Below are 14,390 nucleotides of genomic sequence, written 5' to 3' on the forward strand. Positions count from 1 at the left end.
CGCCCATCAACCACGCCCCTTGGCGGGCCAATCGACGGAACCGAGACATGGATCGCCCCTGCCATCCGGTCAACGAGTCCGGCGCGCCGCTGCGGCGCGCGGCGCTGGCCGTGGGCATCCTGCTGCTTTCGGGCTGCAGCCTGTTCCAGGCGCCGACCATCCAGCGCGGCAACCGGGTGACTGAGGACCAGCTCAAGGAGATCACGCCGGGCGTGCAGACCCGGACGGACGTCCAGACCCTGCTCGGTTCCCCGACCCAGACCAGCACCTTCGGCGACCCGACCTGGTACTACATCAGCAGCCGCACCCGGCAGCGCCCGGGCCGGGAGCTGGCGGTGACCGACCAGCAGGTGGTGGTGGTGCAGTTCGACGCCAGTGGCGTGGTCCGCGAGGTCCGGACGATCGGGGCGGATGAGGGCAAGCCGGTGGACATGGTCCAGCGCGAGACGCCGACCCCTGGCAATGACCGCTCCCTGCTCCAGGCGCTGTTCGGCAATGTCGGCCGCATCGGGCCGGGCGCCTCGGTGCCGGTCAGCCCGGGCGCGACCGGCTCCGGCACCGGGCGGCAGTAGCCCGGTTCAGCCCGGGGCGGGTCGCGGCGCCCGCGCTGCCTGCCAGGCGATCAGCCCGAGCGCCAGGGCGAGCGCCGGGAGCACGGCGAGATTCAGCACCGCCCAGCCTGCCTGCGCATGCACCGCGCCGGAGAGGAAGGCGGTGCAGGCCACGGTGCCGAAGACGATGGTGTCGTTCGCCGCCTGGGCGCGCACCCGCTCCTCCGGCGCATGCGCCGTCGCCAGCAGGTTGGTGGCGCCGACGAACATGAAATTCCACCCGAGCCCGAGCAGGCCGAGGGCGATCCCGAAATGGGCGAAGCTCTCGCCCATCAACCCGATCAGGACGCAGAGGGCGGTCAGCGCCGCTCCGGCCGCGATCACCGGCCGAACCCCGAAGCGGGTGATCAGCCTGCCGGTGAAGAAGCCCGGGCCGAACATGGCGACGGCATGGATCTGGATGACGGTCGCCGAGGCGCCGACCCCGAAGCCGCAGAGCATCATCTCGACCGGGGTCGAGGTCATCAGCAGGTTCATGGTGCCATAGGCCACCATCCCGGCGACCGCGGCAGTGACGAAGGCGGGGCGGGCGATGATCTCCCAGAGCGGGGCGCCGCCGGCATGGCGGGGCGGCGCCGGGGGCAGCCGCACCAGGGCCAGCAGCCCCATGCAGACCACCGGCAGGCAGGCCAGCACCAGATAGGTGCCGAGGAAGAGATAGGGCGGCATCGCCTCCCGCGTTGCCTTCACCAGCTCCGGCCCCAGCGCCGCGGCCAGGACGCCGCCGGTCATCACCAGGCTGATCGCCCGCGGCCGATAGCCAGGGGAGGCGATCTCGGCCGCGGCGAAGCGGTAGTGCTGGGCAATGCCGAAGCCGAGCCCGGCCGGAACCGCCCCTGCGCAGTACAGGACGAAATTCCCCGTCCAGACCCCGGCGGCGAAGGTGAGCGAGCCAGCCATGGCGCCGAGCGCGCCCAGCACGAAGCCCGGCTTCCGCCCGAGCCGGGCGAAGACGATGCCGGCCGGGATGGAGGCAGCCATGGTCGCCGTCATCTGGATGGCGACCGGCAGGGTGGAGAGGGATTTGTCCTCGGCCAGGCTATGGCCGATCAGCGCCGCCATCACCGCCTGGCCGACGGTGGCCGCCTGCATCAGCGCCTGGCAGCAGAAGAGCAGCCAGACCTGGCGCTTCATGCGCGAATCGTCGCTAGAAATGGCTCCATCCCCCCGCCGGCAGCGCCAGCGGGGCGCCGTCCGGTCCTTGCACCAGGACCTCTGCGGGTCCCTCGACGAATTGCCCGATCCGCGCGACCGCCGTGCCGGTGGCCGCCGCCCGGGCCTCCACCGCGGCGCCGGGCGGCGCCGCGAAGAGCAATTCGTAATCGTCCCCGCCCGAGAGCACCACCGGCAGCAGCGCCGGATCCGCCATGACCAGGGCGCGGGCGGCGGGCGAGAGCGGCACCGCATCGGCCCGCAACACCGCGCCGAGCCCGCCGGCACGGCAAAGATGGCCGAGGTCCTGGACCAGCCCATCCGAGACATCCATCGCCGCATGGGCGAGGCCGGAGAGGGCGGCGCCGAGGGCGAGGCGCGGATCCGGCAGGCGGTAGCGGCGGGCCAGATGCCCCTCCGCATCGGCCGGCAGCCGCCCTTGGAGGACGCGCAGCCCGAGCGCCCCATCGCCAATCGTGCCCGAAACCCAGATCCCGTCCCCCGGCCGCGCCCCCGAGCGGCGCAGCGCCCCCCCCGGCGCGACCGTGCCGAGGATGGTGAGCGAGAGGGTGATGGGCCCGGGGATGGAGACCGTGTCGCCCCCCAGCACCTGCAGGCCGAAGCGCACCTGGTCCTCAGCGAGGCCGGCGACGAATCCCTCCAGCCAGAGGGGCGGCAGGTCGCGGGGCAGGGCGGTTGTCATCAGATAGGCCAGCGGCGCCGCCCCCATCGCGGCGAGGTCTGACAGGTTCACCCGCAGCAGCTTGCGCCCGACCGTCTCCGGCGGATCCTCGGGCAGGAAATGGACGCCGGCAACCATGGCATCGGCCGCCAGCACGAGCTGCCGGCCGGCGGGTGGGTCGAGCAGCGCCGCGTCATCCGCGAGGCCGAGAGCGCTTGGCCCCGCCAGGGGGAGGAAATGCCGGGCGATCAGCCCGAATTCGGCCGGCAGCCCGGCCATTACCTGCGGCCGGCCGTGAATTCCCCCGGCCGCAGGTTGCGCGCCAGAGCATCCAGCACGCCATTGGCGAAGCGCGGCTCGTCCCCGCTGAAGAAGCCATGGGCGATGTCGAGATACTCGTTGATCACGACCCGCGCCGGCGGTTCCGTCCCCTCGGAGAATTCGGCGCAGGCGGCGCGCAGCAGGGCGCGCAGCACCGGGTCGAGCCGGGGCAGGGGCCAGTCGGGGTCGAGATGGCGGGTGAGAATCTCGTCCAGCTTCTCCCCGTTCTTAGCCGCGGTGCGGACGATGGTGCCGAAGAGCGGCCGGTCCGCCTCCGGCACCCCGCCTTCCTCGAAGCCGCCGCCGATGCGGTGGACGAGGAATTGCTGGATCACCGCCTCGGGCGATTCGCCGGTCTGCTCGCTCTGATAGAGGGCCTGGACCGCGGCGACGCGGGCGCCGGTGCGGGGACGGCCGCGCTGCGGCTGCTTGCCGGGCTTGCCCTTCGCCTTTTGGCCGCCGCCACGGGCGGGCTGGGCCGGGCCCGGGTTGGTGGCAGGGGCGGCGGGATCGGCCGCGCGGCCCTCCGCCTCCATCTCGGCGCGGAGCTTGTCGAGCTCGCTGGTGCCGAGATTGGAGGTCTTCCAGGACCCGCTCACGCCAGGCCCCAGCGCCGCCGCAGCGCCACCTGGCCGAGCAGCGCATGCGCCGCCTCGGCCCCCTTGTTGTGCCGGTCATCGGCCGAACGGGCCTCGGCCTGGGCGAGGGTGTCGACGGTGAGGAGGCCGAAGCCGATCGCCGCGCCGCGCTCGGTGGAGACGTCCATCACCCCCTGGCAGACCGCGGCGCAGATGAAGTCGTAATGGTCGGTCTCGCCCTTCACCACGCAGCCGAGCAGCAGGAAGCCGTCATAGCGCACCGCCTTGGCGCCCTTGGTGGGCTGGCTGAGCGCCATGCGCAGCGCCGCCGGCAGTTCGAAGGCGCCGGCCACCTCGACCACCTCATGGCTTGCCTCGGATTCGGCGAAGACGCGCTGTGCGCCGCGCAGCATGCCGCCCACCACATCGGCGTAATAGGGCGCCTGGATTACCAGCAGATGCGGCGCCGGACCGTCCAGACGCCGCGCCTGGCGTTCCGGGGCATCGATCGTACTCATTGGGTCAATCTTCCTTCCCGACCAGCGGGCGGGTTTCCACCACGCGCAGGCCATAACCCTCCAGCCCGACAATAGGACGAGGGTTGTTCGACAGCCGCACCATGTCCCGGACCCCGAGATCGGCCAGGATCTGCGCGCCGATCCCATAATCCCGGATCTCGGGCGGCGCCACCCGGCGGTCGCGGTTGTTCCTCACCTGCTCGCTCATATTGTCCGGGCGCCAATCGCGGATGATGACGACCACGCCGCGGCCGGCCGCATCGATCATCCGCATGGAGTCGTGCAGGTCCGAGGTGCCGGTGCCGAGGACGATGTCGTGCAGCAGGTTGGCCGCATGCATCCGCACATGCACCGGGCCGGGGGCACTGACATCGCCGCGGATCAGCGCCAGATGCTCGCCTGGTGCCAGCGTGTTGGCATAGACGACGAGGCGCCAGTCGCCGCCGATCGGATGGTCGATATGCCCCTCGGACAGGCGGCGGACCAGCCGTTCCGTCCGGCGCCGATGCGCGATCAGGTCGGCGATGGTGCCGAGCTTCAGCCCGTGATGCTGCGCGAAGGCGACGAGATCCGGCATCCGCGCCATGGTCCCGTCGTCGTTCATGATCTCGCAGATCACGCCCGAGGGGTTCAGCCCGGCGAGTCGGGCGAGATCGACCGAGGCCTCGGTATGCCCGGCGCGAACCAGCGTGCCGCCATCCCGCGCCACCAGCGGGAAGACATGGCCGGGGGTGACGATATGCTCCCGCCCCATCTCCGGGTTGATCGCGACGGCAACCGTATGGGCCCGGTCGGCGGCGGAGATGCCGGTGGTCACGCCGTCCTTCGCCTCGATCGAGACGGTGAAGGCCGTCGCATGGCGGGTGCCGTTGGCCTGGGCCATCAGCGGCAGACCGAGCTGCTCGACCCGGCGCCGGTCCATCGCCAGGCAGATCAGGCCGCGGGCGAAGCGGGCCATGAAATTGATCGCATCGGGGGTGGCGAATTGGGCTGGGATGACGAGGTCGCCCTCATTCTCCCGGTCCTCGTCATCGACGAGGATGAACATGCGGCCTCGCCGGGCCTCCTCGATCAGCTCCTCGGTCGGGGAGATGAAGTCGGCGAAATTGACGGTCTTGGTCGCCACCGCGCCGGTCATGCCTGGAGCCCCTTGAAGGAGACGAGCCGGGCGACGTAGCGCGCCAGCGTGTCGATCTCGATATTGACGAAGCCGCCCGGCTGCAGCGTGCCGAAGGTGGTCACGGCCGCGGTGTGGGGGATGACGTTGACGCCGAAGACGGCGCCATCGACCTCGTTGACGGTGAGCGAGATGCCGTCGATGGCGATCGAGCCCTTGGCGGCGACGAAGGGGGCGAGATGCTCCGGCAGGCGGAAGCGGTAGCGGACGGAGCCGTTCTCGGGCACCGCCGAAAGCACCTCAGCCACGCCGTCGACATGGCCGGAGACGAGGTGGCCGCCGAGCTCGTCGCCCATGCGGAGCGAGCGCTCGAGGTTGATGCGGCTGCCGGGGACGAGGCGGCCGAGGGTGGTCTTCGACAGGCTCTCGGCCGAAGCGTCGACGGCGAAGAAGTCGCCGCCGAGCTGCACCGCCGTGAGGCAGCAGCCCGAGCAGGCGATGGAGGCGCCGGTCACGGCCGGCGCCGGCTCGGACAGGAAGGCGGGGGAGGTGCCGATGACGAGACGCATGTCGCTGCCCTCGCCGAGCGGCTGGATTTCCCGCACCGTCCCTAGGTCGGTCACGATCCCGGTGAACATGGCGCGCCGCACTCCTCGAATTCGGTCAGCCAATCCTGGCCCAGGGGACGGCTGGCAATCCTGTAAAATCTGGGCATGGCGGAAAGCAGGACAACCGGCAAGGGCTGGACGGCGGGCAGGCCGTCGCCGCCCATGATGCCCGGGGCATGGAACCAGGCGAGGCGGTTGACGAAGCCGCCGCGCAGCAGCCCGGCCGCGAGCCCCGCCCCGCCCTCGGCCAGCACCCGCGTCACCCCACGCTGCGCCAGCGCGCCGAGCAGGGCCCCGAGATCGAGCCCCGGCTTGGCCCGCGGTACCGACAGGATCTGCACCCCGGCCTCCTGATAGGGCGCCAGCACCCCCGGCCGCTGGTTGGTCCGCGTCGCGATCCAAGTCGGCACCTCGCCCGCCGTCCGGACGAGGCGGGAGGCGAGGGGGGTGCGCAGCCGGCTATCGGCCACCACCCGGGCCAGCTTCACCCGGGCCATGCCGGGGATGCGGGCGGTGAGTTCCGGATCATCGGCGAGCACCGTGCCGCTGCCGACCAGGATGGCGTCGTGCCGGGCGCGCATGGCATGCGCCTCGCGCCGGGCCTCGGGCCCGGTGATCCACTGGCTCTCGCCCGCTCCCGTCGCGATGCGGCCATCGAGGGTGGTCGCCAGCTTCAGCGTCACCAGCGGCAGGCCCCGGGTGATGCGGCGGGCGAAGCCGGCATTCAGCGCCCGCGCCTCCTCGCCCATCAGGCCGAGCTCGACGATGACCCCGGCCTCGCGCAGCCTTTGCAGGCCCCTTCCATCGACCCGCGGATCGGGATCGCCGGTGGCGACCACCACGCGGGAGACGCCGGCCCGGATCAGCGCGTCGCAGCAGGGCGGCGTGCGGCCCCAATGGGAACAGGGTTCCAGCGTGACATAGGCGGTGGCGCCGCGCGCTGCCTCGCCGGCCCGCTCCAAGGCCTGGGTTTCGGCATGGGGGCGGCCGCCGGGCTGGGTCCAGCCGCGTCCCACCACCGCCCCATCCCGCACCAGCACGCAGCCGACCGCGGGGTTGGGCCAGGTATTGCCGAGGCCCCGCCGCGCCACCGCGAGCGCCGCCGCCATATGCTGCCGATCCGTCATCCCCCGTACTATGGGGCGCCCCGCCCCGGCCGCGAAGGGCCGAGGGCCAGCGTCACGCGCAGCCCTGGGCCGGCATCGGCGAGGGTCAGCGTCGCCCCATGCAGCTCCGCCACCGCCGCCACCAGCGCCAGGCCGAGCCCCGCCCCTGGCCGGCTGCGCGCCGCATCCAGCCGGTGGAAGCGGCGGAGCACCGCGGCGCGCTCGCCCTCCGGGATACCCTCACCGTCATCCTCGACCGTGACCACGGCCTCGGGCGAGAGGGCGAGGCGGAGGCGCCCACCTTCCCGCCCATGCTTCACCGCGTTGTCCAGCAGGTTGGCCAGCGCCTGGGTCAGCAGCTCCCGGTCACCGAAGGCGGTAACGCCGGGGGCGATCGCCGTCTCCAGCATTTGGCCGCGCTCCTCGGCGGCGGGGCCATAGACCTCGGCGACGGTCGCAGCCAGGGAGGAGAGGTCGAAGCTCGAAAAGCCGGCACGGCGGGCACCGCTTTCCACCTGGGCGATGCGGAGCAGGGCGGCGAAGATCTCCAGCAGGTGCTCGCAATCGCGGATGGCGGCCTCGGTCGCACCGCGCCAGCCGGCCTCGTCGCGCAACGCCGCTTCCAGCCGCTGGCGCAGCCGGGTGAGGGGCGTGCGGAGGTCATGGGCGATGTCGTCCGTCACCTGCCGCAGCGCCTGCATCAGCCCCTGCAACCGGTCGAGCACGGCATTGATCCGGCCCGCCAGCCGGTCGAATTCATCGCCGCCATCGCGGATGGGCAGGCGGTGGCCGATCTCCCCCGCCTCGACCCGGGCCAGCGCCGCATCCATCCGTGCCGCCCGCCGCGTGACACCCCGCCCGATCAGCACGCCTCCGGCCAGGCCGAGCAGCAGAGCCGCTCCGCCCACCCAGCCAGCCGCGCCGAGCAGGAAGGATTCGAGCTGCCGCACCGGCGCCAGGTCGCGCGCGACGACGAGGAACCCACCCCCCGGCAGGGCCGCGCCAAGTGCCAGAAGTTCGGCCGTCTCCGGTCCCTCCAGCCGCAGCCGCGCCCAGCCGGGCTGCTGCGGCGCGGTGGCGAGATTGCCGGCCAGCCGCGTCCCATCCGGCCCGGCCAGCAGGAAATACTGTGTGCCGCTGCGATCGGCGGCGAGCCGCGCCTCCAGCGAGAGCGCGACCGAGCCGGCGCCGCCCAGCCGCGCCGCCTGCACCAGCACGCCCGCATCCCGCTCCACCTCCCCGGTGAGCTGGCCCAGCGCGAAGCCGGTGGTCGCCCACCAGGCAATGCCCGAGAGCGCCACCGTCCCGAGCAGGGTCAGCAGGAGATGCAGCAGCGTCATCCGGAAGGCGGTGGTCCGCCACCAGGAGGCCCTATTCGGGCGCGCGGATGACATAGCCGGCACCGCGCATGGTGTGGATCAGGGGCGGCTGGTCCTCGCCCCCCAATTTGGCGCGGAGCCGACTGACATGGGTTTCGACCACGCTGGTCTTGGGGTCGAAGTGGAAGTCCCAGACGCCCTCCAGCAGCATGGTCCGCGTCACCACCTCCCCGGCCCGGCGCATCAGATATTCCAGCAGGCGGAATTCCCGTGGCTGCAGCTCGATTCGCCGCCCGCCGCGTGTGACCTGCCGCCGCAGTAGGTCCATCTCCAGGTCGCCGACCCGCAGCACCGTCGGTTCCTGCGCCATGGGCGGGCGGCGGGCGAGGGCATTCAGCCGCGCCATCAGCTCGGCAAATGCGAAGGGCTTGCCGAGATAGTCGTCCGCCCCGGCCTCCAGCCCCTCGACCCGGTCGCCGACGCCGGTGCGGGCGGTCAGGAACAGCACCGGCACGCGCTGCCCCGCCGCCCGCAGCGCCCGCACCAAGCCGAGCCCGTCGAGCCGCGGCAGCATCCGGTCCACCACCAGCACGTCATAACCGCCGCCCATGGCGAGGTGCAGCCCGTCCGGCCCATCCGAGGCATGATCGACCACATGGCCGGCCTCGGTCAGGCCGCGGCGGATGAAGCCGGCGGTCTCGGCATCGTCCTCCACCAGCAGGATCTTCACGCCGCCTCCGCCCCCGGTCCGGTGCGGAGAATAGGCAGGAGGCGGATCGAATGCGAACTCCGCCACCGGGGCGGCTTTTGGCCCGGCATGCCGCCGAGGAGCATTCCCATGCCGCGTTTCCCCTCCCTCCCTATTCTGGCCGCCACCGGCCTCCTGCTCGGCGCCGGTGCCGCCCGCGCCCAGGACTGCCTGGCGGTCATGGCCAGTGACCCCCGCCTCGGCAGCTTCGTCGAGGCGCTGAACCGCACCGGCCAGGCCGAGCTGCTGCATGGCGCCGGGCCCTTCACCATCCTCGCCCCCGATAATGGCGCGATCGACCGGGTGCCGGTGAATATCCGCAATGACCTGATGGGCTCCCAGCCGGGCGCCGATGTCGATCCGGTGCGCGGCCCGGCGGTGGTGAATGCGCAGATGATCGATGGCCGCCACCTCGCCCGCGAGGTGCAGGGGCGCGACCGGGTGACCGTCAGGACCCGCAACGGCAACCAGTTGCTGATCCAGCGGGAGTCGGATGGGCAATATACCCTGACGCCCGAGCGCGGTGGCTTCGGCGCCGGCGGCATCCGCCAGGTGGATCCGGCGCATGTGGTGCAGGCCGATATCCCGTGCAGCAACGGCGTCGTCCATATCGTGGACCGCGTGCTGGTGCGCTGAACCGGGCCAACCATACCAAAGAGTATGGTTCAGGGCAGGAAGCCCGCAGCCGCGCGGGGCTTTCATAGGGGCATGCCGGTCGCGCCAAGCGGCCGGGCCTTCCTGAGGAGCCCGTATCCGATGCCCCGCATCTCCAAACCCGCCAAGATCATCGCCGCCGGTGCCCTGGCGCTCGCCCTCGGCACCACCGCGCTGACCCCCTTCGCGCCGCAGGCGACGGCGCAGCCCGCCCCGGCCACCGCCGTCGCCCTGCCGCGCCCGGTCGGCCCCGATTTCGCCGACCTCGCCGCTCGCGTCGCCCCCGCCGTGGTCCGCATCAGCATCACCGGCCATACCGAGGCGACCCCGGTGCAGCTCCCGCCCGAGCTGCGCGGCACGCCCTTCGAGCGCTTCTTCCAGCAGCGCGGGGGCGGCGGTGGCGGAGAACGCCGCGTCATGGGCCAGGGCAGCGGCTTCATCATCGACCCGGCCGGCTATGTCGTGACCAACAACCATGTGGTCGGCCAGGCCGACTCGGTGAAGGTCGAGCTGGCCGATGGTCGCCAGCTTCCCGCCAAGGTCGTCGGCACTGATCCGAAGACCGACCTCGCCCTGCTGAAGATCGATGCCGGCAGCAACCTGCCGACCGTCGCTTTCGGCAATAGCGACAGCCTGCGCGTCGGCGAATGGGTGCTGGCCATGGGCAACCCCTTCGGCCTGGGCGGCACGGCGACGGCCGGCATCGTCTCCGCCCGTGGGCGGCAGATCGGCGCCGGGCCTTATGACGACTTCATCCAGACCGATGCCTCGATCAATCCTGGCAATTCCGGCGGCCCGCTCTTCAATGCGGCTGGCGAGGTAGTCGGCGTGAATGCCGCGATCTTCTCCCCTTCCGGCGGCAATATCGGCATCGGCTTCGCCGTGCCCTCCTCCCTGGCGCAATCGGTGATCGCCCAGCTGAAGGAGACCGGGCGGGTGGATCGCGGCTGGCTCGGCGTCTCGATGCAGTCGATCGACCCGACCCTGGCCAGCGCGCTCGGCGCGGCAGATAGCAAGGGCGCGCTGATCGGCGGGGTGGAGCCGGATGGGCCGGCGGCCAAGGCCGGGCTGCAGCCGGGCGACATCGTCACCGGCTTCAACGGCCGCCCCGTCGCTGCGCCGCGCGACCTGGCCGAGGCGGTCGGCACCCAGAAGCCCGGCGCCACGGTGGCGGTCGAGGTGATGCGCGACGGCAAGCGGCTGGAGCAGCAGGCGACCCTCGCCAATACCCCGGACAGCCGCGAGGCGCGCGGCGGCGGCAACGGGGCGCCGGCCCAGGCCAATCTGGGCATCGCGCTCGCCCCGCGGGACCATGGCCGCGGTGCCGTGGTGGCCGAGGTGCGGCCGGACAGCGTCGCCGCGAGCCAGGGCTTGCAGCCGGGCGACGTGATCCTCCGCGCCGGCGACCGTGCCGTTGCCGGCCCGCGCGACGTGGCGGAAGCGGTGGAGGCGGCCCGGCGGGCGAAGCGCCCGGCCATCGCGCTGCAGATCGAGCGCGAAGGCGGCCGCGCCTTCCTCGCCCTGCCGCTCCAGGCGGGTTGAACGGGCGGCTGACGACTTGCCGGCACGCCCGGTGCATGCATCCCCGCGTCCGATGGAGCGGGGATGCATGGCAGGCACGGGCGAGGCCGGACTGGACCGATGACGGCGGCGCGCGCTGGGCGGCTGCTGCTCGGGGCCATGGCGGGCGGGCTGGGGGGCGGGCTGTTGGCCGCCCTTCACCTGCCCTTGCCCTGGCTGATCGGCTCGCTGCTGGCGGTCGCCGGGCTGCGGCTGGCGGGCTTGCCAGCCGAGGCGGCACGGCCGGCGCGTATTCTCGGCTTCTCTTCTGCCTGCTGCATCGCCGCCGCCTGGCCGCCGCCCTTCGACCGCAGGGGATTGACCGTACCGGGCCCGGCAGGGCTTTTGGATTGTGCAGAGGAGTCGACCCCATGGAACCCTGGCAGCTCACCGCGAGTGCCGCCTCCCTCCGACTGCGCGAGGGCAGCCTGACCGCCGAGGCGCTGACCCGGTCCTGCCTTGAGCGCATCGCCGAGCGCGAGCCGGTGGTGAAGGCCTGGAGCTTCCTCGACCCGCAGCTTGCCATCGCGAGCGCGCGGGAGGTGGACAAGGCCAGCGAGATGGGCGTGCTTCATGGCCTGCCGATCGGCGTGAAGGACATGATCGACACCGCCGACATGCCGACCACCTACAATTCCCCGATCTATCAGGGCCTGCGGCAGGGGCGGGATGCCGCCTGCGTCGGCGTGGCGCGGGGCGAGGGGGCGGTCATCCTCGGCAAAACCGATACTGTGGAATTCGCCGCCGCCGGCCGCCGTGCCCTGACGCGCAACCCGCATGACCCGGCGCGGACGCCGGGCGGATCCTCCTCCGGCTCGGCCGCGGCCGTGGCCGATGGGATGGTGCCGCTGGCCTTCGGCACCCAGACCGGTGGCAGCACCATCCGCCCCGCTTCCTTCTGCGGCGTCTATGCGATGAAGCCGACGCATGGGGTGGTGAATAGCGAAGGCGCCAAGCGCTACGCCCATAGCCTCGACACCATCGGCTGGTATGGGCGGGAGCCGGCCGATCTGCGGCTGGTGGCGGAGGCCTTCCGCCTGTTCGATCTCGACCGGCCGCTGGGGAAAGGACTGCGCGAGCTGCGCATCGGCCTCTGCGGCGGGCCCAATTGGCATCTGGCCTCGGCGGAGACCCGCCAGGCCTTGGACCTGGCCGGGCGGCGGCTGGAAGCGGCCGGGGCGATGGTGGAGGTGCTGGCGCTGCCCCAGCCCTTCGAGGGCATCACCGAGGCGCAGCGCGTGGTCCTGCTGGGCGAGGGGCGCGGCGCCTTCCTGCAGGAATATGTCGCCGCCCATGCCAAGCTGCATGCCGATTTCCGCGACCGCGTCGAGAATGCCGCCGATATCAGCGGGCCGCAGCTGGCCGGTGCCTATAACCTGGCGGCGGAGTGCCGGAAGCTGTTCGATGCGCTCTTCCCGCGCCTCGATGCGGTGCTGACGCCGGCGGCGGTGGGCGAGGCGCCGCTCGGCCGGCAGGATACCGGCAACCCGGTCTTCAACAGCATGTGGACGCTGCTGCACGTGCCCTGCATCGGCATCCCCTGCATGCGGGGGCCGCATAACATGCCGGTCGGGGTGCAGATCGTCGGGCCGCGCTTCGGCGATGCGGCGCTGCTGGATGTGGCGGCCCTGGTGGCGCCGGTGATCGACGCGGGGTGACGAGGCCCCGCCAGGGGCCCCGTCTGCCGGTCAGGCGATGGTGCAGGCTTCCTCGAAGCTCAACCGCGGCAAGCGGTCGAAGACGCCGCTCGGGTCGCCATGGCCGATATTTACCAGGAAATTCGACTTCACCTTGGTGCCGGCGAAGAAGACCTCATCGACCTTCGCCTTGTCGAAGCCGGACATGGCGCCGACATCGAGCCCGACCAGCTTCGCCGCCATCATCAGATAGGCGCCCTGCAGGGTCGCATTGCGGAAGGCCGTCTCCGCCGCCAGCTCGGGGCTGGAGGTGAACCAGGACCGCGCATCCGCATGCGGGAAGAGGTGCGGCAGCTTCTCGTAGAATTCCATGTCCTGCGCGACGATGGCGCAGACCGGTGCGCTCATGGTCTTGGCCAGGTTGCCGGAGGAGAGCGCCGGCGCCAGCCGCTCCTTCCCCGCCTGCGTCGTGACGAAGACGAAGCGCGCCGGGGAGGAATTGGCCGAGGTCGAGCCGAATTTCAGGATGTCGTAGATCTGGCGCAGCTGCGCCTCGGTGACCGGCTCCTCGGTCCACTTGTTCTGGGTCCGGGCGTTGAGGAACAGCGTGTCGATGGCGGCCTGGTCGGGCATCGGGGGGTCTCCTTCGTTGCCTTGTCTTAGCGTGGGTGGCGGGAGCCGTCACGCGGCCTGCGCAACGTGGCGGCGGCAGCGCATCAAGGGCTGGATGCGGGTGCCGAATTGCTCCATGCCGATGAGGAAGTCGTCGAAGGTCAGCATCACGCCCTGCAGACCCGGTGTCTCCGCCAGTGCGTCGAGCTGCCGTGCCACCGTCTCATAGGAGCCGATCAGGCGCAGCATATTGGTCGGCACCCGGTCGGAGCGGACCATGCGGCCGACCGTGCTATGCGCCTCGGCCTTCACATCGGCCGCCGCCTGGGCGTCGCGCCAGGCCAGAGCTTCCAGGTCGGTGCCGGCAACATAGTGGTGCCACTTCGCCATCGCGGCCTCATCCGTCTCATCGGCGATGACCATCATCAGCAGCATGGCGCCGCACCGGCGGCCGGCGGCGGCGTTGGCGGCCAGGAGCCTTTCGGTATGCGGCCGTACCTGGGAGACGTCGTTGATGCCGCCGGCGCTGATGAAATTATAGTCCGCATGTTCGGCGGCGAATTGCATGCCGCGATTCGACTGGCCGGCCGAGATGATCCCGATGGGGCGGGTCGGCAACGGGCTGACCCGGCAATCCTCCATCCGGAAGAACTCGCTCTTGAAGTCGGAGCGGCCGGTCGCCCAGAGCTCCCGCATCACCGTCACATACTCCGAGCAGTATTCGTAACGCCGGGCGAAATGCGCCTCGCCGGGCCAGATTCCCATCTGCTCATACTCCGCCTTCTGCCAGCCTGAGACGATGTTCACCCCGAAGCGGCCATGGCTGATGCTGTCGATCGTGACCGCCATGCGCGCCAGCACCGCGGGCGGGATGGTCAGCACCGCGACCGAGGCGAAGAGCCTGATCCGCGTCGTCACCGCCGCCAGCCCGGCCATCAGGCTGAAGCTTTCGAGATTGTGGTCCCAATATTGGCTCGGCCCGCCAAAGCCGCGCAGCTTGATCATCGAGAGGGCAAAGTCGAAGCCGTAGCGCTCCGCCTTCTCCGTCACCTCCCGGTTCAGGTCGAAGCTCGGCATGTATTGCGGCGAGGTGCTGGAGATCAGCCAGCCATTATTGCCGATGGGAAGAAAGACGCCGACATCCATGGGCCCGCTCCGGTTCCGCGA

At 71.5% G+C, this 14,390-nt stretch carries 16 protein-coding genes; 4 read left to right on the plus strand and 12 right to left on the minus strand.

The window, feature by feature from the left end; genetic code table 11:
- Positions 1–47: 47 nt before the first annotated feature.
- On the plus strand, positions 48–572 hold the full coding sequence (locus JMJ55_RS04065; RefSeq protein WP_202824183.1) for an outer membrane protein assembly factor BamE: 525 nt from the start codon (positions 48–50) through the stop codon (positions 570–572).
- Between the two features lie 6 nt (positions 573–578).
- Here the strand turns inward: JMJ55_RS04065 and JMJ55_RS04070 are convergent, their stop codons facing one another.
- From JMJ55_RS04070 to JMJ55_RS04110, 9 genes are read right to left on the minus strand one after another with little or no spacing between them, the layout of a single operon-like run.
- Positions 579–1,745, minus strand: a complete 1,167-nt coding sequence (locus tag JMJ55_RS04070) for an MFS transporter (RefSeq protein ID WP_202824184.1) — start codon at positions 1,743–1,745, stop codon at positions 579–581.
- Positions 1,746–1,758: 13 nt separating this feature from the next.
- On the minus strand, positions 1,759–2,724 hold the full coding sequence (gene thiL / locus JMJ55_RS04075) for a thiamine-phosphate kinase (RefSeq protein WP_202824185.1): 966 nt from the start codon (positions 2,722–2,724) through the stop codon (positions 1,759–1,761).
- Entirely contained in the window at positions 2,724–3,365 is a 642-nt protein-coding gene (gene nusB / locus JMJ55_RS04080; protein ID WP_407927520.1) for a transcription antitermination factor NusB, read from the minus strand. The genes thiL and nusB overlap by 1 nt, the downstream gene beginning before the upstream one ends.
- The gene (ribH, locus tag JMJ55_RS04085; RefSeq protein WP_202824186.1) at positions 3,362–3,862 is read right to left on the minus strand and encodes a 6,7-dimethyl-8-ribityllumazine synthase; all 501 of its coding nucleotides are present in this window, start codon (positions 3,860–3,862) and stop codon (positions 3,362–3,364) included. The genes nusB and ribH overlap by 4 nt, the downstream gene beginning before the upstream one ends.
- A 4-nt stretch (positions 3,863–3,866) precedes the next feature.
- Positions 3,867–5,000 carry a 3,4-dihydroxy-2-butanone-4-phosphate synthase gene (gene ribB / locus JMJ55_RS04090; RefSeq protein ID WP_202824187.1) on the minus strand — a complete coding sequence of 378 codons (1,134 nt, stop codon included), beginning with the start codon at positions 4,998–5,000 and terminating at the stop codon, positions 3,867–3,869.
- Positions 4,997–5,617 carry a riboflavin synthase gene (locus JMJ55_RS04095; RefSeq protein ID WP_202824188.1) on the minus strand — a complete coding sequence of 207 codons (621 nt, stop codon included), beginning with the start codon at positions 5,615–5,617 and terminating at the stop codon, positions 4,997–4,999. The genes ribB and JMJ55_RS04095 overlap by 4 nt, the downstream gene beginning before the upstream one ends.
- Positions 5,599–6,696: a bifunctional diaminohydroxyphosphoribosylaminopyrimidine deaminase/5-amino-6-(5-phosphoribosylamino)uracil reductase RibD gene (gene ribD / locus JMJ55_RS04100; RefSeq protein ID WP_202824189.1), complete on the minus strand. Its 1,098-nt coding sequence runs from the start codon at positions 6,694–6,696 to the stop codon at positions 5,599–5,601. Before ribD ends, JMJ55_RS04095 begins: the two co-directional genes overlap by 19 nt.
- A gap of 26 nt (positions 6,697–6,722) precedes the next feature.
- Positions 6,723–8,033 carry a sensor histidine kinase gene (locus tag JMJ55_RS04105; protein WP_202824190.1) on the minus strand — a complete coding sequence of 437 codons (1,311 nt, stop codon included), beginning with the start codon at positions 8,031–8,033 and terminating at the stop codon, positions 6,723–6,725.
- A 31-nt stretch (positions 8,034–8,064) separates the two neighbouring features.
- Positions 8,065–8,742: a winged helix-turn-helix domain-containing protein gene (locus JMJ55_RS04110; protein ID WP_202824191.1), complete on the minus strand. Its 678-nt coding sequence runs from the start codon at positions 8,740–8,742 to the stop codon at positions 8,065–8,067.
- A gap of 108 nt (positions 8,743–8,850) precedes the next feature.
- Here JMJ55_RS04110 and JMJ55_RS04115 point away from each other — a divergent pair, with 108 nt between their 5' ends.
- Positions 8,851–9,396, plus strand: coding sequence for a fasciclin domain-containing protein (locus JMJ55_RS04115; protein ID WP_202824192.1), 546 nt, complete (start codon positions 8,851–8,853; stop codon positions 9,394–9,396).
- A gap of 120 nt (positions 9,397–9,516) precedes the next feature.
- The gene (locus tag JMJ55_RS04120; RefSeq protein ID WP_202824193.1) at positions 9,517–10,956 is read left to right on the plus strand and encodes a Do family serine endopeptidase; all 1,440 of its coding nucleotides are present in this window, start codon (positions 9,517–9,519) and stop codon (positions 10,954–10,956) included.
- Positions 10,957–11,132: 176 nt separating this feature from the next.
- Here the strand turns inward: JMJ55_RS04120 and JMJ55_RS31510 are convergent, their stop codons facing one another.
- On the minus strand, positions 11,133–11,255 hold the full coding sequence (locus JMJ55_RS31510; protein WP_268885231.1) for a hypothetical protein: 123 nt from the start codon (positions 11,253–11,255) through the stop codon (positions 11,133–11,135).
- Positions 11,256–11,345: 90 nt separating this feature from the next.
- Between JMJ55_RS31510 and JMJ55_RS04125 the strand changes: the two genes are divergently transcribed.
- Positions 11,346–12,632 (plus strand): amidase, encoded by a 1,287-nt coding sequence (locus tag JMJ55_RS04125; protein ID WP_202824194.1) that lies wholly within the window; start codon positions 11,346–11,348, stop codon positions 12,630–12,632.
- Positions 12,633–12,662: 30 nt separating this feature from the next.
- On the opposite strand, the gene JMJ55_RS04130 is transcribed toward JMJ55_RS04125, so the two are convergent.
- Both JMJ55_RS04130 and rutA read right to left on the minus strand, forming a co-directional pair.
- Positions 12,663–13,244, minus strand: coding sequence for a malonic semialdehyde reductase (locus JMJ55_RS04130; RefSeq protein ID WP_202824195.1), 582 nt, complete (start codon positions 13,242–13,244; stop codon positions 12,663–12,665).
- Between the two features lie 48 nt (positions 13,245–13,292).
- Positions 13,293–14,369 (minus strand): pyrimidine utilization protein A, encoded by a 1,077-nt coding sequence (gene rutA, locus JMJ55_RS04135; RefSeq protein WP_202824196.1) that lies wholly within the window; start codon positions 14,367–14,369, stop codon positions 13,293–13,295.
- Positions 14,370–14,390 lie beyond the last annotated feature (21 nt).

The sequence above is a fragment of the Belnapia mucosa genome, from assembly GCF_016775475.1.
Taxonomy (GTDB): domain Bacteria; phylum Pseudomonadota; class Alphaproteobacteria; order Acetobacterales; family Acetobacteraceae; genus Belnapia; species Belnapia mucosa.

Bases quoted from the DNA above. Each gene is read 5' to 3' on its own strand.
- JMJ55_RS04065 (WP_202824183.1), top strand. From the start codon at position 48: ATGGATCGCCCCTGCCATCCGGTCAACGAGTCCGGCGCGCCGCTGCGG.
- JMJ55_RS04070 (WP_202824184.1), bottom strand. From the start codon at position 1,745: ATGAAGCGCCAGGTCTGGCTGCTCTTCTGCTGCCAGGCGCTGATGCAG.
- thiL (WP_202824185.1), bottom strand. From the start codon at position 2,724: ATGGCCGGGCTGCCGGCCGAATTCGGGCTGATCGCCCGGCATTTCCTC.
- ribH (WP_202824186.1), bottom strand. From the start codon at position 3,862: ATGAGTACGATCGATGCCCCGGAACGCCAGGCGCGGCGTCTGGACGGT.
- ribB (WP_202824187.1), bottom strand. From the start codon at position 5,000: ATGACCGGCGCGGTGGCGACCAAGACCGTCAATTTCGCCGACTTCATC.
- JMJ55_RS04095 (WP_202824188.1), bottom strand. From the start codon at position 5,617: ATGTTCACCGGGATCGTGACCGACCTAGGGACGGTGCGGGAAATCCAG.
- ribD (WP_202824189.1), bottom strand. From the start codon at position 6,696: ATGGCGGCGGCGCTCGCGGTGGCGCGGCGGGGCCTCGGCAATACCTGG.
- JMJ55_RS04105 (WP_202824190.1), bottom strand. From the start codon at position 8,033: ATGACGCTGCTGCATCTCCTGCTGACCCTGCTCGGGACGGTGGCGCTC.
- JMJ55_RS04115 (WP_202824192.1), top strand. From the start codon at position 8,851: ATGCCGCGTTTCCCCTCCCTCCCTATTCTGGCCGCCACCGGCCTCCTG.
- JMJ55_RS04120 (WP_202824193.1), top strand. From the start codon at position 9,517: ATGCCCCGCATCTCCAAACCCGCCAAGATCATCGCCGCCGGTGCCCTG.
- JMJ55_RS31510 (WP_268885231.1), bottom strand. From the start codon at position 11,255: ATGCAGCAGGCAGAAGAGAAGCCGAGAATACGCGCCGGCCGTGCCGCC.
- JMJ55_RS04125 (WP_202824194.1), top strand. From the start codon at position 11,346: ATGGAACCCTGGCAGCTCACCGCGAGTGCCGCCTCCCTCCGACTGCGC.
- JMJ55_RS04130 (WP_202824195.1), bottom strand. From the start codon at position 13,244: ATGCCCGACCAGGCCGCCATCGACACGCTGTTCCTCAACGCCCGGACC.
- rutA (WP_202824196.1), bottom strand. From the start codon at position 14,369: ATGGATGTCGGCGTCTTTCTTCCCATCGGCAATAATGGCTGGCTGATC.